Source organism: Ruegeria sp. AL7, from assembly GCF_056536105.1.
This window is the reverse complement of record NZ_JBQFJF010000001.1, coordinates 1812308-1832356: the sequence shown is the minus strand read 5'-3', so window position 1 is coordinate 1832356 and position 20049 is coordinate 1812308. Positions and strand designations below refer to the sequence as shown.

21 protein-coding genes are annotated in these 20049 nt (G+C 56.5%); 12 read left to right on the top strand and 9 right to left on the bottom strand.

Annotated elements, in window-relative coordinates; all coding sequences use genetic code 11:
- Positions 1–53: 53 nt before the first annotated feature.
- The 3 genes from trmB to ACR3E2_RS09095 all read left to right on the top strand — a co-directional run bounded on the left by trmB (position 54) and on the right by ACR3E2_RS09095 (position 2793).
- Positions 54–764, top strand: coding sequence for a tRNA (guanosine(46)-N7)-methyltransferase TrmB (gene trmB, locus ACR3E2_RS09105; RefSeq protein WP_480484019.1), 711 nt, complete (start codon positions 54–56; stop codon positions 762–764).
- A 68-nt stretch (positions 765–832) separates the two neighbouring features.
- Positions 833–2179: a 3-phosphoshikimate 1-carboxyvinyltransferase gene (gene aroA, locus ACR3E2_RS09100; protein WP_480484018.1), complete on the top strand. Its 1347-nt coding sequence runs from the start codon at positions 833–835 to the stop codon at positions 2177–2179.
- A complete protein-coding gene (locus ACR3E2_RS09095; protein WP_480484017.1) occupies positions 2176–2793 on the top strand; it encodes a (d)CMP kinase in 618 nt (205 codons plus the stop codon). Before aroA ends, ACR3E2_RS09095 begins: the two co-directional genes overlap by 4 nt.
- 24 nt (positions 2794–2817) lie before the next feature.
- Here ACR3E2_RS09095 and ACR3E2_RS09090 read toward each other — a convergent pair whose 3' ends face one another.
- Positions 2818–3294 carry a YHS domain-containing (seleno)protein gene (locus ACR3E2_RS09090; protein ID WP_480484016.1) on the bottom strand — a complete coding sequence of 159 codons (477 nt, stop codon included), beginning with the start codon at positions 3292–3294 and terminating at the stop codon, positions 2818–2820.
- Positions 3295–3598: 304 nt separating this feature from the next.
- Between ACR3E2_RS09090 and ACR3E2_RS09085 the strand changes: the two genes are divergently transcribed.
- From ACR3E2_RS09085 to ACR3E2_RS09055, 7 genes are all read left to right on the top strand, one after another.
- Positions 3599–3859 carry a hypothetical protein gene (locus ACR3E2_RS09085; RefSeq protein WP_480492713.1) on the top strand — a complete coding sequence of 87 codons (261 nt, stop codon included), beginning with the start codon at positions 3599–3601 and terminating at the stop codon, positions 3857–3859.
- Positions 3860–3923: 64 nt separating this feature from the next.
- A complete protein-coding gene (gene rpsA, locus ACR3E2_RS09080) occupies positions 3924–5600 on the top strand; it encodes a 30S ribosomal protein S1 (protein ID WP_480484015.1) in 1677 nt (558 codons plus the stop codon).
- A 270-nt stretch (positions 5601–5870) separates the two neighbouring features.
- Positions 5871–6155 (top strand): integration host factor subunit beta, encoded by a 285-nt coding sequence (gene ihfB, locus ACR3E2_RS09075; RefSeq protein WP_050603110.1) that lies wholly within the window; start codon positions 5871–5873, stop codon positions 6153–6155.
- A gap of 7 nt (positions 6156–6162) precedes the next feature.
- Positions 6163–6513, top strand: a complete 351-nt coding sequence (locus ACR3E2_RS09070) for a LapA family protein (protein ID WP_267365457.1) — start codon at positions 6163–6165, stop codon at positions 6511–6513.
- Between the two features lie 5 nt (positions 6514–6518).
- Positions 6519–7163, top strand: a complete 645-nt coding sequence (locus tag ACR3E2_RS09065; RefSeq protein ID WP_480484014.1) for a phosphoribosylanthranilate isomerase — start codon at positions 6519–6521, stop codon at positions 7161–7163.
- A 98-nt stretch (positions 7164–7261) separates the two neighbouring features.
- Positions 7262–8509 carry a tryptophan synthase subunit beta gene (gene trpB, locus ACR3E2_RS09060; protein WP_267365446.1) on the top strand — a complete coding sequence of 416 codons (1248 nt, stop codon included), beginning with the start codon at positions 7262–7264 and terminating at the stop codon, positions 8507–8509.
- Between the two features lie 689 nt (positions 8510–9198).
- Positions 9199–10854, top strand: coding sequence for an Ig-like domain-containing protein (locus tag ACR3E2_RS09055; RefSeq protein WP_480484013.1), 1656 nt, complete (start codon positions 9199–9201; stop codon positions 10852–10854).
- Between the two features lie 28 nt (positions 10855–10882).
- Here ACR3E2_RS09055 and ACR3E2_RS09050 read toward each other — a convergent pair whose 3' ends face one another.
- The 7 genes from ACR3E2_RS09050 to ACR3E2_RS09020 all read right to left on the bottom strand — a co-directional run bounded on the left by ACR3E2_RS09050 (position 10883) and on the right by ACR3E2_RS09020 (position 16925).
- Positions 10883–11257, bottom strand: coding sequence for a DUF2237 family protein (locus ACR3E2_RS09050; protein ID WP_480484012.1), 375 nt, complete (start codon positions 11255–11257; stop codon positions 10883–10885).
- A gap of 9 nt (positions 11258–11266) precedes the next feature.
- On the bottom strand, positions 11267–12430 hold the full coding sequence (locus ACR3E2_RS09045) for a serine hydrolase domain-containing protein (protein WP_480484011.1): 1164 nt from the start codon (positions 12428–12430) through the stop codon (positions 11267–11269).
- Between the two features lie 83 nt (positions 12431–12513).
- Positions 12514–13194, bottom strand: a complete 681-nt coding sequence (pth, locus tag ACR3E2_RS09040; RefSeq protein WP_480484010.1) for an aminoacyl-tRNA hydrolase — start codon at positions 13192–13194, stop codon at positions 12514–12516.
- Positions 13195–13336: 142 nt separating this feature from the next.
- Positions 13337–13984 carry a 50S ribosomal protein L25/general stress protein Ctc gene (locus ACR3E2_RS09035; protein WP_480484009.1) on the bottom strand — a complete coding sequence of 216 codons (648 nt, stop codon included), beginning with the start codon at positions 13982–13984 and terminating at the stop codon, positions 13337–13339.
- Between the two features lie 247 nt (positions 13985–14231).
- Positions 14232–15398 (bottom strand): alpha-hydroxy acid oxidase, encoded by a 1167-nt coding sequence (locus tag ACR3E2_RS09030; protein ID WP_480484008.1) that lies wholly within the window; start codon positions 15396–15398, stop codon positions 14232–14234.
- 145 nt (positions 15399–15543) lie between these two features.
- Positions 15544–16335, bottom strand: coding sequence for a tryptophan synthase subunit alpha (gene trpA / locus ACR3E2_RS09025; RefSeq protein WP_480484007.1), 792 nt, complete (start codon positions 16333–16335; stop codon positions 15544–15546).
- A gap of 101 nt (positions 16336–16436) precedes the next feature.
- Complete coding sequence (locus ACR3E2_RS09020) at positions 16437–16925, bottom strand: acyloxyacyl hydrolase (protein WP_480484006.1); 489 nt, start codon at positions 16923–16925, stop codon at positions 16437–16439.
- 200 nt (positions 16926–17125) lie between these two features.
- Between ACR3E2_RS09020 and ychF the strand changes: the two genes are divergently transcribed.
- Entirely contained in the window at positions 17126–18223 is a 1098-nt protein-coding gene (gene ychF, locus ACR3E2_RS09015) for a redox-regulated ATPase YchF (protein ID WP_480484005.1), read from the top strand.
- A gap of 95 nt (positions 18224–18318) precedes the next feature.
- Here the strand turns inward: ychF and ACR3E2_RS09010 are convergent, their stop codons facing one another.
- Positions 18319–18909 carry a hypothetical protein gene (locus ACR3E2_RS09010; protein WP_480484004.1) on the bottom strand — a complete coding sequence of 197 codons (591 nt, stop codon included), beginning with the start codon at positions 18907–18909 and terminating at the stop codon, positions 18319–18321.
- 227 nt (positions 18910–19136) lie between these two features.
- Here ACR3E2_RS09010 and ACR3E2_RS09005 point away from each other — a divergent pair, with 227 nt between their 5' ends.
- Complete coding sequence (locus ACR3E2_RS09005; protein WP_267365476.1) at positions 19137–20018, top strand: LysR family transcriptional regulator; 882 nt, start codon at positions 19137–19139, stop codon at positions 20016–20018.
- Positions 20019–20049 lie beyond the last annotated feature (31 nt).

Here is a 20049-nt window from a genome sequence, read left to right as displayed (position 1 = left end):
TGGGGCGGTGCACGCTCTTGCAACGTACTCCGCTGCGCAGTATGGCCACCGCCATGAGCACCGAGACCCCACAACGCCCGCGCAGAAACTTTTATGGCCGTTTCAAGGGCAAGACCCTAAAGCCCAGTCAAAAGACCTATCTGAACGAAGATCTGGCTGAATTGTCACCCGGCGCTGTGGACTGGGACATTAACCCTGAACGCAAGCCGCTGGACCTGGATGGCCTGTTCGGCGGTAAGCCGGTCTGGTTGGAAGTCGGCTTTGGCGGTGGTGAGCATCTGGTGCACCAGGCGCAAAACAATCCTGACATTGGCATCATCGGGGCCGAGCCTTACATCAACGGTGTTGCCATGCTGCTGGGCAAAATCCGTCAGGCAGGTGTTGAAAACCTCGCCGTGCACCCCGGAGATGCGCGTGATCTGTTCGACGTGCTGCCAGAGGTCAGCATTTCGCGCGCGTTCCTTCTCTATCCCGATCCATGGCCCAAAACGCGGCATCATCGCCGTCGGTTTGTAACTCAGGAACATCTTGAGCCATTCGCAAAGGTGCTGAAACCCGGGGCGATCTTCCGGGTTGCTACTGACATTCCCGATTACGTGCGTCAGACATTGGAAGAGGTTCCGCGCGCCGGGTTTGAATGGCTGGCCGAACGCCCTTCGGACTGGCGCGAACCGTGGAACGACTGGATCTCTACGCGATACGAGCAGAAGGCGCTACGCGAGGGTCGGACACCTCACTACCTGACCTTCCGACGCAAAGGCTGATTGCCGCTGGACCAACGGGCGTCAATTCGCTAATCGGCTTGAGCACTGATAGCGCAAAAGGAGCCCTCATGTCCGGACACGGCACGCCCATCCCGATGACCTCGCATCCCTGCGGCCCGCTGACCGGCACGGCCGAGGTGCCCGGCGACAAGTCGATTTCGCACCGGTCGCTGATCCTTGGTGCGATGGCCGTGGGTGAAACCAGGATTTCGGGTTTGCTGGAAGGCGAAGACGTACTGGATACCGCAAAGGCGATGCGTGCCTTCGGCGCTGAGGTCACAGAGCACGGAAACGGGGAATGGACAGTGCACGGCGTGGGTGTCGGTGGCTTCGCCGAACCGGGTCAGGTGATCGACTGTGGCAACTCGGGAACCGGTGTGCGGCTGATCATGGGGGCGATGGCGACCTCTCCGATCACGGCGACCTTTACCGGTGATGCCAGTCTGAACAAACGCCCCATGGCGCGAGTGACTGATCCTCTGGCCCTGTTTGGGGCACAATCGGTTGGGCGATCCGGCGGGCGCTTGCCGATGACCATCGTCGGCGCTGCGGACCCGACCCCTGTGCGATACGAAGTTCCTGTGCCGTCTGCGCAGGTGAAATCCGCCGTACTTCTGGCGGGTCTGAATGCCCCCGGAAAGACCGTTGTGATCGAGAAAGAGGCTACACGTGACCATTCCGAACGGATGCTGGCTGGATTTGGTGCCGAAATCACGGTCGAGGATACCGACGAGGGCCGTGTTATCACTCTGACCGGTCGCCCGGAACTGAAGCCGCAGGTCATCGCTGTACCGCGCGATCCGTCCAGTGCGGCTTTTCCGGTTTGCGCGGCGTTGATCACACCTGGATCCGATGTTTTGGTGCCTGGGATCGGTTTGAACCCCACACGCGCGGGCCTCTTTACGACCTTGCGCGAGATGGGCGCTGATCTGACCTATGAAAACGAACGCGAAGAGGGAGGCGAACCAGTCGCCGATTTGCGCGCCAAATACTCGCCCAACATGAAAGGCATCGACGTTCCTTCCGAGCGTGCCGCCTCAATGATCGATGAATACCCGGTTCTGTCGGTAGTGGCTGCAAATGCCACAGGCACAACGATGATGGGTGGCGTGAAAGAGCTGCGCGTGAAGGAAAGCGACCGGATTGACGCCATGGCCCGTGGCCTGCGCGCCAACGGGGTGACTGTTGCCGAAGGTGACGATTGGTGGTCGGTTGAAGGGCTGGGCATCGGCAACGTTCCGGGTGGAGGCACCTGCGAAAGCTTTCTGGATCACCGCATCGCCATGTCGTTCATGGTGATGGGTATGGGTGCACAGAGCCCCGTGAGTGTGGATGACGGCGGCCCGATCGCGACGTCGTTCCCGATCTTTGAACCACTGATGGAGTCGCTGGGTGCAAAGGTAGAGCGCACGTGAGTTTCACTGTTGCCATTGACGGACCAGCGGCTGCGGGCAAGGGCACGATATCAAAGGCCGTGGCGGCGCATTTCGGGTTTGCTCATCTGGACACGGGTTTGCTGTATCGCGCTGTCGGAAGGCGTACGCTTGAGGGGGAAAGCGCGATTGAAGCCGCGCAGTCTCTGACTGCAGAGGAGCTTGAGAAGGGCGACCTGCGCACCGCCGACGTTGCGCAGGCAGCTTCCAAAGTGGCTGTTCTTCCAGAGGTTCGCGCTGCCTTGGTAGATTTTCAGCGCGCTTTTTCCCGCAGGGCAGGTGGGGCCGTTCTGGACGGTCGTGATATCGGCACGGTGATTTGTCCGAATGCCGAAGTGAAGCTGTTTGTAACAGCCAGTGCAGAAGTGCGCGCCGAGCGTCGTTTTCTGGAGCTTAGTGCAAAAGGCGCTGACGTAACCCGTAAACAGGTTCTGGCGGATGTCAGAGAACGCGACGCGCGGGATGCTGAGCGTAGCACAGCTCCGATGAAACCCGCTGAAGATGCCGTGCAGTTGGACACCACCGATCTGAGTATCGAGGCGGCGTTGGCCAAAGCCCTTGAGGTGATCAACGCAAAACTGCCCGCGACGCGTTAACGCCGCGGGCAAACGGGTCAGGTCTTACAGCTCGCCCACGGCGACGCTTTTGATATTCGCCCATTGGTCATCCGCCGTTTTTGCGGTGGTGACAACGTCCTTCAAAAAGGCTGCCCGGGTTTCCGCGTTCAGGAACAGAAACAATTTTCCGTCTGCGACAAGGTATTGATCCGGGTCACCGTCAAACTTCTTGCCGACCGATACGCCGAATGAACAGAAGCCACCATGCTGCGGCAGGTATGCAGCAGGGTTTGCCTCGAACGCTTCACGGTTCGCGGCCGACGTGAAATAATAGGAGGCTCCGTCATAAGTTGACGAATGAGTGGCGAAGCCTTCGACCGGGTTGCCATCATTAACCAGTGCAACCAGATCAACCCCATGCGCAGCCAGCGGCGCACCGGCGGCTGAAAGGCCGTTGGACACGTTGATTTCGTCAGCGGCAAAGGCTGGGGTGGACAGGGCAATTGCAGTTGCCATAGCGGCAAAGATGAGAGATTTCATGATATTTTCCCTTTGGTTCTGGTTTCGGGTCGACCGCTTTGTCGACCGATAAAGCTAAGTTAGGGAAAGGATACGGAACGTTTAATCTCAGATACGTCACCAAATCTTGCAGATCGTACAAACAGGCGAATGGCTAGCGTTTAATCTCCAAATTCCCACCATCCATCCCGAGACGTAGGAAGCCGGGCGCTGGGTGACGCGCGGAACGTTGAGACATATCACCTTTGCGTTGCAAGCTGAGGCTAAGCCGCGTGGTTCGGTTCCCGGTACCAGGATTCCTTCTGACAAGAACCTGCCGCGGACCATGCAGACTTTTTCAGTCAGAACCCGCTATCGTTCAGATTGCCAAATCGCATTGGGGATCGGCGTTTGGCAGGAGTTCCTGCGCGCGCTGCCGCGCACCATAGGCTTTGCACTTGCACCGGTTCAAGATTCAGCCTATACGCGCGCTGTCGATACAAGGGCGGTCAACGTCCGGATGACGTTTCTGAGCAGGGCCGGGTTACCTCGGCCCTTTGTGTTTGTTTGCTCGGGGCGCACCGGATCACGCCTGAAGACGTCATGAAACAAGACCGGCGGAGACAACCGCTCGGCCAGCAAAAACGTACTGTAAAGGAAATGAACGCCACATGGCTAACGCATCCATGGAGGAATTCGAAGCCCTCCTGAATGAAAGCTTCGAAATGGACACGCCCGAAGAGGGTTCTGTTGTCAAAGGCAAGATTCTGGCGATTGAAGCCGGTCAAGCCATCATCGACGTCGGCTATAAAATGGAAGGCCGCGTTGATCTGAAAGAATTTGCAAATCCCGGCGAAGCACCTGAAATCGCTGTCGGCGACGAGGTCGAAGTTTACCTGCGTGCCGCAGAAAACGCCCGTGGCGAAGCCGTCATCTCGCGCGAGATGGCCCGCCGCGAAGAGGCATGGGACCGCCTGGAAAAAGCATATGCCGACGACCAGCGTGTCGATGGTGCGATCTTTGGCCGCGTCAAAGGTGGCTTCACCGTCGATCTGGGTGGCGCAGTTGCATTCCTGCCCGGTTCGCAGGTTGACGTACGCCCCGTACGCGACGCAGGCCCGCTGATGGGTCTGAAGCAGCCGTTCCAGATTCTGAAAATGGACCGCCGCCGTGGCAACATCGTTGTGTCGCGCCGCGCAATCCTGGAAGAATCGCGTGCCGAACAGCGCGCCGAAGTCATCGGCAACCTGACCGAAGGTCAGAACGTCGAGGGCGTGGTCAAGAACATCACCGAATACGGCGCATTCGTTGACCTGGGCGGCGTAGATGGCCTGCTGCACGTCACTGACATGGCATGGCGTCGTGTGAACCACCCGTCCGAGATCCTGACGATCGGTGAAACCATCAAGGTTCAGGTCATCAAGATCAACAAAGACACCCACCGCATCAGCCTGGGCATGAAGCAGCTTCAGGAAGATCCGTGGGATCTGGTTGCTGCCAAGTACCCTCTGGGCTCGGTTCATCAGGGTCGCGTCACCAACATCACCGACTACGGCGCATTCGTCGAACTGGAAGCCGGTGTCGAAGGTCTGGTGCACGTGTCCGAGATGTCCTGGACCAAGAAAAACGTCCACCCCGGCAAGATCGTCTCGACCAGCCAGGAAGTCGACGTCATGGTTCTGGAAATCGACGGTGCCAAGCGCCGCGTGTCTCTGGGCCTGAAGCAGACTCAGCGCAACCCATGGGAAGTGTTTGCAGAAACCCACCCCGAGGGCACCGAAGTCGAAGGCGAAGTCAAGAACATCACCGAATTTGGTCTGTTCATTGGCCTCGAAGGAGACATCGACGGCATGGTTCACCTGTCGGACCTGTCCTGGGACGAGCGTGGCGAGGATGCGATCCAGAACTACCGCAAAGGCGACATGGTTTCGGCCGTTGTCTCGGAAGTGGATGTCGAGAAAGAGCGTATCTCGCTGTCGATCAAAGCTCTGGGCGGTGACAAGTTCGCAGAAGCCGTTGGCGGCGTGAAGCGTGGCTCGGTCATCACTGTCGAAGTGACTGCAATCGAAGATGGCGGCATCGAGGTTGAGTACGAAGGCATGAAGTCGTTCATCCGTCGTTCCGATCTGTCGCGTGACCGTTCCGAACAGCGCCCCGAGCGTTTCTCGGTCGGTGACAAGGTTGATGTCCGCGTAACCAACGTCGACAGCAAGACCCGTCGTCTGGGTCTGTCGATCAAGGCACGCGAGATCGCAGAAGAGAAAGAAGCCGTGGAACAGTACGGTTCTTCCGACTCGGGCGCGTCGCTGGGCGACATTCTGGGCGCAGCGCTGAAGTCGGGCGACTAAGCCCGGGGCGCATCCCAAGTATGATTTACGGCCTCGCATGGAAGTGCGGGGCCGTTTTTGTTGCGAATCAACATGTTCCAAACACGCTGCTCAAACTCGATAATGTTCGCGCTTGAAGTGTGTAAATCGCCCTGTCGGGCAAAATTTCGTGTGAGAATATGGCAAAATAAAGCCTCAACACGCAGAGTATCCGTTCCCCCGTTCTGGGTTTTTTCCTATACTGTCAAAACAGTAGACCTGTCACACCGGCTGCCTGGGAGGGTATCACGAATGATCCGTTCAGAACTGATTCAGAAAATCGCTGACGAAAACCCGCATCTCTATCAGCGTGATGTCGAGCGGATTGTGAACACCGTGTTCGAAGAAGTCACCGATGCCATGGCGCGCGGCGACCGGGTCGAACTGCGTGGCTTTGGTGCCTTTTCGGTGAAAAAGCGGGATGCCCGCGTTGGGCGCAACCCCCGTACCGGTGAAACCGTTCAGGTCGAAGAAAAATGTGTACCATTTTTCAAAACTGGTAAGTTGCTCAGGGATCGTTTGAACGGTAAAGCCTGACCTCATGATGCGTTACCTTCGATATGCTTTTCTTGGGACTCTCGGGATCGTTCTGATTTCCGTTTCCTTGGCAAATGTTCAGTCTGTAGAACTGAAACTGATGCCCGATGCTCTGGCCGAGCTTCTGGGCTTTAACGTCAGTACCTCTTTACCACTTTTTCTGGTCGTTCTGGGCGGTGTTGTCGCCGGTTTGATCATCGGTTTCATGTGGGAATGGCTGCGGGAACACAAACACCGCCGCGATGCGACCGTGAAAAAGGGCGAGGTCCGCAAGCTTGAACGCGAGGTCAAGAAGCTCAAGAAAAAGCAGAACGAGGGTAAGGATGATGTTCTGGCCCTGCTTGACGAGGCCAGCTGAGGCTTATGTCTACCGATGTGTCCGTTAAAATCTGCGGTTTGACCGCCTCAGAACATGTGCGCGCAGCCGTTGCAGCCGGTGCGCGCTATGTCGGGTTCAACTTTTTTCCCAAATCGCCCCGTTACGCACCGATACCGCAAGCCGCGGCGTTGGCCGCCGAAGTACCAGTCGGCGTCGCCAAGGTCGCTCTGGCCGTGAATTTCTCGGACGCGCAGCTTGATGAGATTGTCGCGGGGGTTCCGCTGGATATGTTGCAGCTTCACGGCGGAGAGAGCCCCGAGCGTGTGGCAGAGATCAAGCAGCGCTATGGCCTGCCCGTCATCAAGGCGATCGGTGTTGCCGAGGCCGAGGATTTGGCTGCGATTGATCTGTATTCCGAAGTTGCAGACCAGCTTCTGATCGATGCAAAGCCGCCGAAGAATTCGGAACTTCCCGGCGGCAACGGTCTTCCTTTTGACTGGCGGCTGCTGGCAGGTCGAAAATATTGGCGCAGGCCGTGGATGTTGTCCGGTGGTCTGAACCCAGACAATGTCGCTGAGGCGATCCGCATGACGGGTGCGCGGCAAGTCGATGTGGCGTCGGGTGTTGAAAGCGCGCCGGGCGTAAAGGACGCTGGACTGATACAGGCATTTATCGACGCGACACGCTGATTTTGTTTGCCGCTGCCAGGGGGCGACATGGTGCGTTTTGCCATGGCAAATCCCGCGACGACCACCTATGAAAGTCAGGTACGACGAGGGAGACACCCATGGCCAACGATCTTTTCAATTCCTTCATGTCCGGCCCTGACGAGCAAGGGCGCTTTGGCATATTCGGCGGGCGTTTTGTCAGCGAAACGCTGATGCCGCTGATCCTGTCACTGGAAGAGGAATACAACAAAGCCAAGGATGATCCGACCTTCTGGGCCGAGATGGATGATCTGTGGGCCAACTATGTGGGCCGCCCCTCACCTCTGTATTTCGCGGAACGCCTGACCGAGCATCTGGGCGGGGCGAAGATCTATCTGAAACGTGATGAGCTGAACCACACCGGCGCACACAAGATCAACAACGTGCTGGGCCAGATCATTCTGGCGCGACGCATGGGCAAGACCCGGATCATTGCCGAGACCGGGGCAGGGCAGCACGGTGTGGCCACAGCCACGGTCTGCGCGAAATTTGGTTTGAAATGCATCGTCTATATGGGTGCCCATGACGTGCAACGTCAGGCCCCGAACGTGTTTCGTATGCGCCTGCTGGGGGCCGAGGTGATCCCTGTGACCTCGGGTCGCGGTACGCTGAAGGACGCGATGAATGACGCGCTGCGTGACTGGGTGACCAATGTGCGCGATACGTTCTACTGCATCGGCACAGTGGCCGGTCCGCACCCATACCCGGCGATGGTGCGTGATTTCCAGTCGATCATTGGCAAGGAAGCGAAAGAGCAGATGATGAAGGCCGAAGGCCGTCTGCCCGACACGATCATTGCGGCAATCGGCGGCGGCTCGAACGCGATGGGTCTGTTCTATCCTTTCCTTGATGACAAGGACGTCAATATCATCGGTGTCGAGGCCGGCGGTAAAGGTGTAAATGAAAAGATGGAGCATTGCGCCTCGCTGACAGGCGGTCGTCCGGGCGTTCTGCATGGCAACCGCACCTATCTGCTGCAGGATGATGACGGGCAGATTCTGGAAGGCTATTCGATTTCGGCCGGTCTGGACTATCCGGGTATCGGGCCCGAACATTCCTGGTTGCATGAGGTTGGTCGCGCGACTTACGTCTCGATTACCGACAAGGAAGCGCTTGAGGCATTCCAGCTCTGCTGTGCCACTGAGGGTATCATTCCGGCGCTGGAACCCAGCCACGCTCTGGCGCATGTCATGAAGATCGCGCCCGAGTTGCCCAAGGACCACCTGATCTGCATGAACATGTGTGGACGCGGTGACAAGGATGTTCAGACCGTCGCAAAATACCTGAACTTTGACATGTCTGACACCGAGGGCCGCACGGCCGGTTGATTTCGAACCGGGGCCACATGCCCCGGTTTACAGTCTTGATCAAGCAAGCTGTCGGAACACCCTTCGGTCCACCCTTGATTGTAATGCTGCTCCGAAATGGCCTTCGGATCTAATTGGTGTTTTAACGGGCGCAGACGGATTGTTGTTCCTGCCCTGGTGTGGCATCCGGTTTGGTCACCGTATGTTGGCCCTCGCAGGCGATCTTTTTGAACCCGACGGAGCCCGGTCAAAGAATCGTCCACAAGCGATATTACCCCGTTCAACCTGCGCCCGAAGGTTTCCAATTGGAGATCAGTGCAGCAAGCGGTGCCGTACTGTTGCAAAATTGCTGGACTGTCAGTGACTATGTCCTTTCTGTCTTTGCATGTGATTTTCCAGCGCAGCCTGTCTCACGTTTCTATCTCCACTCGACAACACAGCAAAAATTGGGTGTTTCAAGCCGTTTGAGATTTGGTCCAGGTCAAAACCCGCTTGTTCCAACAACACGACGTGTTCCGCACGCCCCAGTTGATTCCTGCCGCGTTCTATACAGCGTCTTCCAATTGAATTAACTTCTCATTAACCGGCGATTTGCGGTCGGTTCTGGGGATGTCTCTGCGAAGATGGGGCAAGGATGACGCTGCTTGGGATGCGATTTTAACCCCGGGCACTCTGGTGTTTGGCACCCACGCGGTGCTGTAGGAGGTAATATGGTTTGGTCCGCAATTACGAGGCTGTCGTGCCTGGGTCTTTTGGTTTCCGCGCTTTTGATGGGAAGCGTCAAAGAGGGTCTGGCGTTTGGCAACCCTTCGTTTCCGTCCCAGACAGTCGCAACACCCAACGGCGGGCAGATTTTCTTTTCTAATCTACAAGGCACTGCGACAGCGTTCATGTCGTTGGGCGGCTCGGGAGAAGGCCCGGGAGGATCGTTCTATTTCAACAATGGTGTTTTGACTCAACCTGCTATTACGCCAGCAGGATTGGCCAATCTTGGATATATTGGCGCGACGATACTCAGCCAGAACGGAGCGGACTCAACTTACGCCGCTGATGGCTATCTTGGGGTCATGTTCACCGCGCGCGAAACCGTGGGAGGGCCGCTTTACCTTTATGAGATCGCGCTGTCGGGTGTCACGAATACCCAGATTATCAACACGCGGACGCTGGCCGACACGACGCAGCCGACGGCCTCAATCGGTGCACTGACAACAATCGGCAACGGAACGTTCCAAGCGGTGATCACACTTAGTGAACCCAGCACAGATTTCACGGTGGGCGACTTGTCGGTCACCAATGCGTCCGCCAGCCTGACTGGGTCCGGAACCAATTATGTCGCAACGCTGACTGCGCAAAGTAACGGTACAGTTGAGCTGTTTATTCCCGCAGGCGTTTTTTCTGATGCGGCCGGGAATCTGAACCTTGCGTCCAACAGGGTCAGCACACAACAGGGGGTGACGGACACACAACGACTGGTGCAGGCCTTTCAGAACGCCCGGGCCAACAGCCTTGTGACCAATCAGCCAGAGCTGACGCAGTTTCTTCAGCAATCGGGATCAGGTGCGCTGGACTCGTCGGTGACGCAAGGATCGGGGTATCTGAAATTTGCAAGTGACCCAACCCACCCGGTCTGGTTCAATCTGTCCGGGAACTGGAGCTCTCAAAACGATTACGACAGTTCTTATGCCTTGGCCGTGGTGGGGGCGCATGGCTGGGTGAACTCGAACCTTCTGATCGGCGCCATGTTGCAGATCGATTATGCCGAAACCGAAAACGGCCCGGCCAGCGTGGATGGCACAGGGTGGCTGGTCGGACCTTATGTCGTCGCAAAACTGCCCAGCCAGCCGGTGTTTTTCGAAGGGCGCGTTCTGTACGGTCAGGCTGATAACGACATTTCTCCACTGGGCACCTATACCGACAGTTTCGATAGTGAACGCTGGCTAATCCAGTCGCGCGTAACCGGAGAGTTCAAGCGCGGTAACCTGACACTTTTGCCGTTGCTGGATGTTAGCTATGCCAGCGACGATCAGGAGGCTTATACCGATAGTCTGGGCAACCTGATCCCACAGCAGAATTTCAGCCTGACCACTGCACGGCTGGGTATGGATTTCAGTCACCCAATCCAGGTGTCGCGCGGTCAGATGATGCTGACCGGTGGTCTGTCTGGTATTTGGAGCACAACATCCGGCACAGGCACTGTTCCTGGCTTGACACCCATTGGCGACACCGCCCGCGCCCGTGCCGATCTGGGATTTGATTACCGGCTGGAGAACAACAGCCTTCTGGCCGCAAACCTGTTCTATGATGGTATCGGCGAAAGCGGTTTTGAAAACTACAGTGTCAGCCTGATCTGGCAAATGGCATTCTGAATCAGCCGTGCGCCCCTTTGGTGGGCCTTCAGGTCTTTGCCTTATTTTGAAGCAAAATGTCGAGCGGTACGATCTCAAGCGCGCGTTGATGTGTCGCCTCCAGATGAACCTGTGGCGCACATCCTTCGTCATGAGCTTGCAAAAACCGGCTGGCGCATAAACACCAACTGTCGCCTGGGCGAAGGCCGGGAAAGTCGAATTCGGGCCGCGCCGTGCTCAGATCATTGCCGACATATTTTGAAAATGCCAGAAACTCGGCCGTCATCACGGTGCAGACTGTGTGACTGCCCTGATCCTCGGGGCAGGTATTGCACGCGCCATCCCGGAAAAACCCTGTCAAAGGGTCGCGAGAGCAAGGGGCCAGAACGCCACCCAGTACATTGATACTTTCTTGTTTCTGCATAATGGCATCTTACAGACTTTTCGCAATCTTGCGGAACATTTCGATGTTCAGGTCATTTACACCCGGCTCACGGAACAGCCTGTCTGCACCAGTGGACACAATCAGAACGCCCCTGGGCTGGTTGAAATAGATGTATTGCCCATAGACGCCACGGGCCAGAAACTCTCCTTCATGCGCGCCGCGGGGAATCCACCATTGATACCCGTACCCGATCTCTCCTTGTGCGGTCGGTGCGCTGGGTTGGGTGGCTTCGAAAATCCATTCGGCAGGAACCAGTTGTTTTCCATTCGCGATGCCGTCCTGCAGGATCATTTGTCCGAACCGGGCGAAATCACGCGTGGTAAAGTTGAGGCCCCCCAAAACAAAAGCGACCCCTGCACCATCCGTGATGTAGTATCCGTCCCGCTCCAGCCCCAACGGTTGAAGGATCTTTTCCGTCAGAAGGTCTGCCACATTCCGCCCGGTCGCACCGCGTATCACCATGCCCAGAACATGGGTGTCGATCGACACGTATTGCCAGGTTTCACCCGGCGTCGCAAAGCTGTCTTGCAGCGAGGCTGCGAAATCGTCCAGCTCACCACCCAGGGCAACCACACGCCCCATCCGATTGATGTCGGAATTTGGGTCGAGGTAATCTTCATCAAACGTCACGCCGCTTGCCATGTTCAGCACGTTGCGGATCGACGCGGTTTCATACGCGCTGTCTTTCAGTTTTGGCGCATATTTGACGACCGGGTCATCCAACGACCCGATTGCCCCCTCTTGCAGCAGGATACCGAAAAGCGCCGAAAGATAGCTTTTGGCGACCGACCAGGAAATCCTCCGGTCATCCGGCCCGGTGCCAAGATAATATTCCTCGAACCTGACTTTGCCGTTCTGCATAACCAGCAACGACGTGACCGCGCGTTCATCGATCCAACTGTCGGTTCCCTCCGGCAGCTCGAACCCTTCGCCATAAGGCAGGTCCCAGGTTGGCGCGTCGCCACGCGGCAGGTTCACGGTCAGAAAAGCCTCGTCCATGTGCGAGAAATTGTGAACGATCTTCTCTTCCGAAAATAACGAGTTCACGGCCAAAAGGCGCTGCAACTCTTCGCGCTTCCACAGCCCGACGGCAGTGGCGGCCAGAACCAGCGCCAGTACGATGCGCAGCACCCACTTCAATATGGATTTCATCGCATTGCCTCCCTAGTTGAGCGGTATTGGAACGCGGGAGATCACATTCCGCAACCTCTACGTAACGGAAAGAGGCAGAGGCGCTACCTGAATTTGTCCAAAAGCTTCTGCATCGCCGACCGGTCGTCGCCCGCGGCGTCGGGTGCGGCTGTTGAAGCTGTGTCGGCTTTTGGTGCGGCGGTCTTTGATGATCGCGGCGGGGCAGTGCGCAAAGCAATTGCATTCATGAACTTGCCGCCCTCGTCCTGAGCCAGATAAGCAGCCCCGTCCGAAACACCCCGAAGAACGTCGTCCAGCCAGCTGGTTTCGGATTTCGCAAAATCACTGAGCACGTACCCCGAAACCATTTCCTTGCGGCCCGGATGCCCGATCCCAAGGCGTACACGGTCATAGGCCGCCCCGATATGCTCATGGATCGAGCGCAGACCGTTATGCCCGGCGTGCCCGCCCCCTGCCTTGACGCGCAATTTGCCCGGGGCAAGGTCCAATTCGTCATGAAATACAACAACGTCAGTGGATTCCAGCTTGTAAAACCGCATCGCCTCGCCGACGGATTGACCCGATCGGTTCATGTAGGTTTGCGGTTTCATCAGCAGGACTTTCTCGGTGCCAAGCCGACCTTCCGAAATCTCGGCCTGAAACTTCGATTTCCAGGGACCAAAACCGTGATCTTCTGCGATACGGTCCAGGGCCATGAACCCGATATTGTGCCGGTTCCGGGCATATTTCTGACCCGGGTTTCCCAATCCAACAAACAGCTTCATGTTTCCGTTTTGCCTCTGTAGCTCCAAAACCATTTCATGCCCGGAAATCGTCAGGAAATCCAGTCAGGCCTGATTATTGGACCCGCAAAAAAAACGGGGCTCACCCGAGCCCCGCTTCAAAGTCGGAAACATTGTTCCAGACTTATTCTTCTTCTTTTCCGACAACTTCGACTTCATCGGCTGCAACTTCACCATCTTCATCGTCGTCGCTGGTGGACAGACCAGTCGGCGCCGAGATGTTGGCAATCACAAAGTCACGGTCGATGGTTGGTTTGGTGCCCTCAGGCAGTTCAACCGACGAAATGGTCACAACGTCATTGATGTTCAGACCGGTCAGATCAACGGTGATCTTTTCAGGAATGTCACCGGCGGTGCACATCAGTTCGACTTCCGGGCGGACAACGGTCAGAACGCCACCCTTTTTGATGCCAGGGGCCGCAGCTTCATTGATGAACTCAACGGGGATGAACAACGCGATCTTGGTGGTCCGGCGCAGGCGCATCAGGTCCAGATGGGTCGGCAGGTCTTTGACGACATCACGCTGAACGTCGCGGCAGATGACGCGGACGTCATCGTGGCCTTCAACTTTCAGGTTCCACAAGGTCGACTTGAACCGGCCCGCTTTCAGGCGCTTGAACAAGACGTTGAACGGGATCTGGATTGGCAACGGTTCTTTGTCGCCACCAAATACGATGCCCGGAACCATGCCGTCGCGGCGTGCTTGACGAGCGGCGCCCTTGCCTGTCCCCGTCCGTTCCAGAGCTACGAGATCAGGAATCTCACCAGCCATGATATATTCTCCAATGTTAGGGCGGGCATCCTCCAAGGCTGTATACCCGCGTGAAGCCGCGTCCTTAGCTTGATTCACCCGATTTGGAAAGAGGTATTTCTTGCCGTGCCGTTCGGCTGGGTTCTATCGCCTGTCCTGGAGTATTATCGGGTGGACGATTGAAGGATCCCCAGCTTCATCTGGCCAAAAATATCCCGGGGGAGGCGCCCGGAACGGGCGTCGGGGGCAGAGCCCCCTGATTGACCGGTTACGCTTGCCAGCGACCCCCGAAGTTTTCAGGTATCAGCAGATTGTGACGCCCCAACGCAGCCACATTTTTCTCACCACAAAGCGCCATTGTCGTATCAAGCTCCCTCTGGATCAGCTCAAGCGCCGTGGTGACACCTTTCTGACCCATGGCACCCAGACCATACACAAACGCGCGGCCAACATAGGTCCCTTTGGCCCCAAGCGCTAAGGCTTTGAGCACGTCTTGTCCGGATCGGATACCGCTGTCCAAATGCACCTCGATATCGCCCCCAACCGCATCCATGATCTCGGGCAGGACACGAATCGAGCTTAGCGCGCCGTCAAGCTGACGCCCACCATGGTTTGACACGACAATGGCATCGGCACCCAGCTTGGCGGCCATCCTTGCGTCATCCGCATCAAGGATGCCCTTAAGGATCACTTTCCCGCCCCATTGCTCCATCAGTTTTTCAACCTTCGACCAGTCGAGGCTGGGGTCAAACTGTTCTGCGGTCCAGGCCCCCAATGAAGACGCGTCCGAAATACCATGCACATGCCCCACGATATTGCCGAACTCGCGCCGCTGGGCCCGCAGCATTTCAATGCCCCAGGCCCATTTGGTCATCAGGTTGGCGATGGTTTTTGCGGTCAGTTTGGGCGGGGCCGACAGACCGTTTTTCAGGTCCTTGTGCCGTTGGCCCAGAATTTGCAGGTCGAGCGTGATTACCAGTGCGGAACATTTGGCGTCTTTTGCTCGCTGGATCAGGCGGTTGATGTAGTCCGTGTCCTTCATCGTATAAAGCTGGAACCAGAATGGTTTGTTGGTATATCCGGCCACATCTTCGATAGAGTTGATGGACATGGTGGACAGCGTAAAGGGCACACCAAATTCCTCGGCGGCTTTGGCGGCCTTCATCTCTCCGTCTGCATGTTGCATCCCCGTCAACCCGACCGGGGCAAGCGCAACAGGCATTGAAACGTCTTCGCCAATCATTTGCGAAGATGTCGACCGACCGGACATGTCGACCGCAACCCTTTGGCGAAGGCGTATTTTTTCAAAATCGGTCGTGTTTTCGCGAAAAGTCTGTTCTGTCCAGCTGCCGCTTTCGGCGTAGTCATAGAACATACGGGGCACGCGGCGTTCATATATGCGTTTGAGGTCTTCGATATTGGTGATCACAGGCATGAAAACAGGGCTCCGCGTACATTGGTTAGTTTTCTTTACCAATTCATTCCCAAGGCTGCAATGTCTTGGCGTCACAGTGAAGGGTCACAAAAAACCCGCCGCGGTATCCGCGACGGGTCATAACTCTCGTATGTTGGCTGCGAGATCAGGCGCTGTGCGCGCCATCCGAAAGAGATTTCACAAAGGTCAGCACGTCGGCCACAGGTTTACCAGCGCCGATCTGGCTGACGATCGCTGACCCGACCACCGCGCCATCCGACACCGAGGCAATATTGCGCGATTTCTCAGGCGTGTTGATCCCGAACCCCACGATTACCGGCAGATCGGTCGCGGCCTTGATGCGGGCAACCTCGGGGCCAACATCTGTTGCTTCTGCCTCGGCTGCGCCAGTGATCCCGGTGATCGAGACATAATAAACAAAGCCCGAAGTGTTTTGCAGAACACGTGGCAGGCGTTTGTCATCCGTGGTCGGGGTCGCCAGGCGAATAAAATTCAGACCCGCCGCTTGCGCGGGCAGGCAGAGTTCTGCGTCCTCCTCGGGGGGAAGGTCCACCACGATCAACCCGTCAATACCAGCTGCTTTTGCATCGGCCAGAAACGCATCGACACCCCGGCTGTAGATCGGGTTGTAATACCCCATCAGGACAATGGGGGTTGTATCGTCCGTTTCCCGAAAGGTTCGTGCCAGATCCAATGTGCGTTGCAAGGTCATGCCCTGCTCAAGCGCACGTTGGCCCGCGGCCTGAATTGTCGGGCCGTCGGCCATCGGGTCAGTAAAGGGCAAGCCCAGCTCGATAACATCCACGCCAGCACCAGGCAGGCCTTTGACCACTTCAAGCGAAGTGTCATAGTCGGGATCTCCGGCCATGACATAGGCGACAAAGGCTTTTTTTCCTTCGGCTTTCAGGGCGGCGAACTTGGCGTCGATACGGGTCATCGGATGTCCTTGCACTCGGGTTTCGACCTGATGTGCAGAAACTTTGACCGAAAATCAATCCCGCCCAGACAGGAATGGATCAGAAGCCCAGATGATATGGATCAGAAGCCCAGATGATAGCGTACCAGCAGGGCATTCACGCCCGGGTTCTCGTCATTGGTACTGGCGTTGGATTTATGGGTTAGCGCGACAGACACGCTGTTGCCATTGTTCAGGTTATAGCCAAGTCCCAAAAGGCTGCGAATCTGGAAATCGCCCCCAAGATCATTCAGGTCGTTGCTGGCATTATAGTAGCCGGGCATAACACTGCCTTCCAAAAACCAGCGATCACTCAGCGCATACTGCCCGATCAAACCCGCGCCGATATGCGTGTCACCATCTTCATTTACAGTTAGGGCCGCACCCCAACCGGCGCGAAACCGCGTCGCCTGATGAAATGGCGTGTGGTGGTATTCGATCGAGATCAGACCCTGATCTTCGGATGTGTCTTCAGAATAGTCCGCGTATCCGGCACCAAAAACAACGGTTTGGGCCTGGGCTGACGCGCAGGCCGTTGCCGCCAGAACGGTTGCAAGAAAAAGGTGTTTCATCAGTGTCCGCCAACAAAAAGTGATCGTGTGCTATTAACTGGTAATCGTAGGAGTTGTTTTTCAATTTCGGCAAGAACACAATTTTCAAACGATTTTGTGATGTGGCGAAATGGACTCGGCAAAGGTGCCGCCAGCAATCCCTTGCGCATTCAGGCGGACCTGCATAGAAGCTGCGATCGTATTCTATGCAGGAGGCCGTGATGGGCTTTAAAATGGGAATCGTGGGTCTGCCGAATGTCGGCAAGTCGACCCTGTTCAATGCGCTGACCAAAACCGCTGCTGCGCAGGCCGCGAACTTCCCGTTCTGCACCATTGAGCCCAATGTCGGGGATGTTGCGGTTCCCGACGCCCGCCTCGACAGGCTGGCAGCGATTGCGTCCTCAAAACAGATCATCCCCACGCGGATGACTTTTGTGGATATCGCGGGTCTGGTGAAAGGCGCGTCAAAGGGCGAAGGGCTGGGCAACCAGTTTCTGGCGAATATTCGCGAAACGGATGCGATTGCCCATGTGCTGCGCTGTTTCGAAGACGGTGACGTGACACATGTCGACGGGCGTGTTGATCCGGTTGCGGACGCTGAAACGATCGAAACCGAACTGATGCTGGCCGATTTGGAAAGCATCGAAAAGCGCCGGGCCAATCTGGTGCGCAAGCTGAAGGGCAACGACAAAGAGGCGCAACAGCAAGATCGCCTGTTGGCCGAGGCGCAGGCCATGCTGGAAAACGGCAAGCCCGCACGTCTGGTCGAAGTCAGAGACGAGGACGCCAAGGCATGGAAGATGTTGCAACTGCTGACAACCAAACCGGTTCTCTACGTCTGCAACGTGTCCGAGGAAGACGCCGCACAAGGCAACGAATTCTCTGCCCGCGTGGCCGAAATGGCCGCCGCGCAGGGCAATGCCCATGTCATCATCAGCGCCAAGATCGAAGAAGAGATCAGCCTGCTGGATGAGGACGAAGCCCAGATGTTCCTTGAGGAGATGGGTCTGGAAGAGCCCGGCCTCGACCGTCTGATCCGCGCAGGTTACGATCTGCTGAAGCTGGAAACCTATTTCACCGTCGGCCCGAAAGAGGCCCGCGCCTGGACCATCCGCACCGGCACCGCTGCACCGCAAGCAGCAGGTGTGATCCATGGCGATTTCGAAAAGGGTTTCATTCGCGCCGAGACCATCGCCTTTGACGACTATGTCGCTGCCAATGGTGAGCAGGGCGCGAAAGAGGCGGGTAAGATGCGGGCAGAGGGTAAGGGCTATATCGTCAAGGACGGCGATGTGATGCACTTTTTGTTTAATACGTGATTCACGGTCTTATTTGTGGATGGTTGTTTGAAGTGTTTTGAGGTGGGCGCTGTAACGTCTGCGGCGTCGCACCAATTGCCATTAGTAATTTGGTATCATCCTCTAACTGGATACCCACAGAGTGTTTCGCCGAAGCTTTTGAAGGGGAAAAAGCGGAAATCTTCGTAGCCGATGCTATGTTTTGTTTCGTTTGAATTTGGATGATACCGGAAGGCACCAAGGTATTTCATATCCTTGAAAAAGATTGAAGCAGGTGGGGCGACACCAGCGGTGGGCCCTACTTCACTGCAACTCCAATCATCATTACGCAGTCGTGCGTCCACTTCTTCCTGATGGTCGAAGATGCGGACGCTTGGCCCATCTAAAATCTTCATCATCCATACACTGTTCACGACGATAATAGTGCCGTCATCGTGCAGGTATAGATTAACCTCGCGGCCCAAATCGGCCACGAGCCATTCGTAGGCGCAAGAGAAGGGGGTGTCGTCACACACGACCAAGCGGCGCTCATACTCAGTAAAGAGTGATCGAAAAAGCGTGGGAACCTGCACGCGTACAGTCAAGCCGTCAGGGAACTTAAATGCATTCTTGTAGGGCTCATCTGCAGCCGCTGCTCGTAAGTTGACGGTTATAGAAACAGTGAAGACAAAGCAAATAAATAGGAAAGTTCTAAATGGTTTGCTCATCAGCTGCTCCGGTTTCTGGCGTTTTGATCTTTAAGGGCAAATGACATTTCATCTTTTGTGTGACAACGGTTTTGAATATCCAGTTTCACTTCAAATAAGAGGTGTCGATGGATAGTAACAAGTGTAAGCTCTTCTCGCTTATTGCGCGCGCCATGTAACGCCTGCTTTCCTTCCCAATCGAAGTCTCGCTAAGGTATGGATCAACCAGCTGTCGGAGACAATTGTAAGTGATCGAAATCCGCGACCTGCAACTGCTCAGCGCCTTGGCGCGGCATCGGCATTTTGCCAAAGCAGCCGAGGAATGCGGGATTTCGCAGCCCGCGTTTTCAATGCGCATCCGCAATCTTGAGGACCGATTGGGTGTCTCAATCGTCCGTCGCGCCAACCGCTTTCAAGGGCTGACCGAAGAGGGCGAGATGATTGTCCAGCGGGCGCGGCGTATTCTGGACGACACCAAGGCGCTGGAACAGCAGGTACTGGCCGCCAAGGGTGAGATTACGGGCACACTGATCCTCGGCGTGATCCCGACCGCAATCGCCTTCACGGGACGGTTGGTCAAAAGGCTGCGTGACGCGCATCCTCGTATCGTCACACGCATTGAAACCATGTCTGCCACCGCAATTCAGCACCGGCTGGACGAAGGCAGCCTTGATGCCGGGGTGACTTATGGTGACAGCATCGGCACGGACTTCCGGCAGGTTCAGCCTCTTTACGAGGAAACCTATGTGTTGTTGGTGCCCACGCATCTGACGGACCAAAGCGGCCCGATTCCGTGGGCGCAGGTCGCAGAATTTCCGCTCAGCCTTTTGGAGCCGCAGATGCAGAACCGGCGTATTCTGGACCGGGTGTTTGCCGAACAGGGGCTGCACCCCGATATCGTTGCCGAAACCAGCGGTTTCACGGCTTCGATGGTCATGGTGCGTGAGGGGCTGGCGGCGACGGTTGTTCCTCGGGTTCTGGTACGTGCGCTGGGCGATTTGAAGGGAACGAAAGTGTTGCCGCTGATCGAACCTGTTGTCAGCAAACCGATTTGTCTGGCGACCCTCAGCCGGGACCCCGAGTTGCCGACGGTCAAGGCTTTGCGGGATGTGGTGACCTCTTTGCGGTGATAAGGTGTCGTTATCGTGCGATTGCCAAAAG

Excerpts from the sequence above, each read along its gene's own strand:
- pth (WP_480484010.1), bottom strand. The coding sequence starts at position 13,194 with ATGAAGCTGTTTGTTGGATTGGGAAACCCGGGTCAGAAATATGCCCGG.
- rpsA (WP_480484015.1), top strand. The coding sequence starts at position 3,924 with ATGGCTAACGCATCCATGGAGGAATTCGAAGCCCTCCTGAATGAAAGC.
- trmB (WP_480484019.1), top strand. The coding sequence starts at position 54 with ATGAGCACCGAGACCCCACAACGCCCGCGCAGAAACTTTTATGGCCGT.
- ACR3E2_RS09045 (WP_480484011.1), bottom strand. The coding sequence starts at position 12,430 with ATGAAATCCATATTGAAGTGGGTGCTGCGCATCGTACTGGCGCTGGTT.
- ACR3E2_RS09085 (WP_480492713.1), top strand. The coding sequence starts at position 3,599 with ATGCAGACTTTTTCAGTCAGAACCCGCTATCGTTCAGATTGCCAAATC.
- ACR3E2_RS09070 (WP_267365457.1), top strand. The coding sequence starts at position 6,163 with ATGCGTTACCTTCGATATGCTTTTCTTGGGACTCTCGGGATCGTTCTG.
- ihfB (WP_050603110.1), top strand. The coding sequence starts at position 5,871 with ATGATCCGTTCAGAACTGATTCAGAAAATCGCTGACGAAAACCCGCAT.
- ACR3E2_RS09090 (WP_480484016.1), bottom strand. The coding sequence starts at position 3,294 with ATGAAATCTCTCATCTTTGCCGCTATGGCAACTGCAATTGCCCTGTCC.
- ACR3E2_RS09065 (WP_480484014.1), top strand. The coding sequence starts at position 6,519 with ATGTCTACCGATGTGTCCGTTAAAATCTGCGGTTTGACCGCCTCAGAA.
- ACR3E2_RS09020 (WP_480484006.1), bottom strand. The coding sequence starts at position 16,925 with ATGAAACACCTTTTTCTTGCAACCGTTCTGGCGGCAACGGCCTGCGCG.
- ACR3E2_RS09030 (WP_480484008.1), bottom strand. The coding sequence starts at position 15,398 with ATGCCTGTGATCACCAATATCGAAGACCTCAAACGCATATATGAACGC.
- ychF (WP_480484005.1), top strand. The coding sequence starts at position 17,126 with ATGGGCTTTAAAATGGGAATCGTGGGTCTGCCGAATGTCGGCAAGTCG.
- ACR3E2_RS09035 (WP_480484009.1), bottom strand. The coding sequence starts at position 13,984 with ATGGCTGGTGAGATTCCTGATCTCGTAGCTCTGGAACGGACGGGGACA.
- ACR3E2_RS09010 (WP_480484004.1), bottom strand. The coding sequence starts at position 18,909 with ATGAGCAAACCATTTAGAACTTTCCTATTTATTTGCTTTGTCTTCACT.
- trpB (WP_267365446.1), top strand. The coding sequence starts at position 7,262 with ATGGCCAACGATCTTTTCAATTCCTTCATGTCCGGCCCTGACGAGCAA.
- aroA (WP_480484018.1), top strand. The coding sequence starts at position 833 with ATGTCCGGACACGGCACGCCCATCCCGATGACCTCGCATCCCTGCGGC.
- ACR3E2_RS09050 (WP_480484012.1), bottom strand. The coding sequence starts at position 11,257 with ATGCAGAAACAAGAAAGTATCAATGTACTGGGTGGCGTTCTGGCCCCT.
- ACR3E2_RS09055 (WP_480484013.1), top strand. The coding sequence starts at position 9,199 with ATGGTTTGGTCCGCAATTACGAGGCTGTCGTGCCTGGGTCTTTTGGTT.
- trpA (WP_480484007.1), bottom strand. The coding sequence starts at position 16,335 with ATGACCCGTATCGACGCCAAGTTCGCCGCCCTGAAAGCCGAAGGAAAA.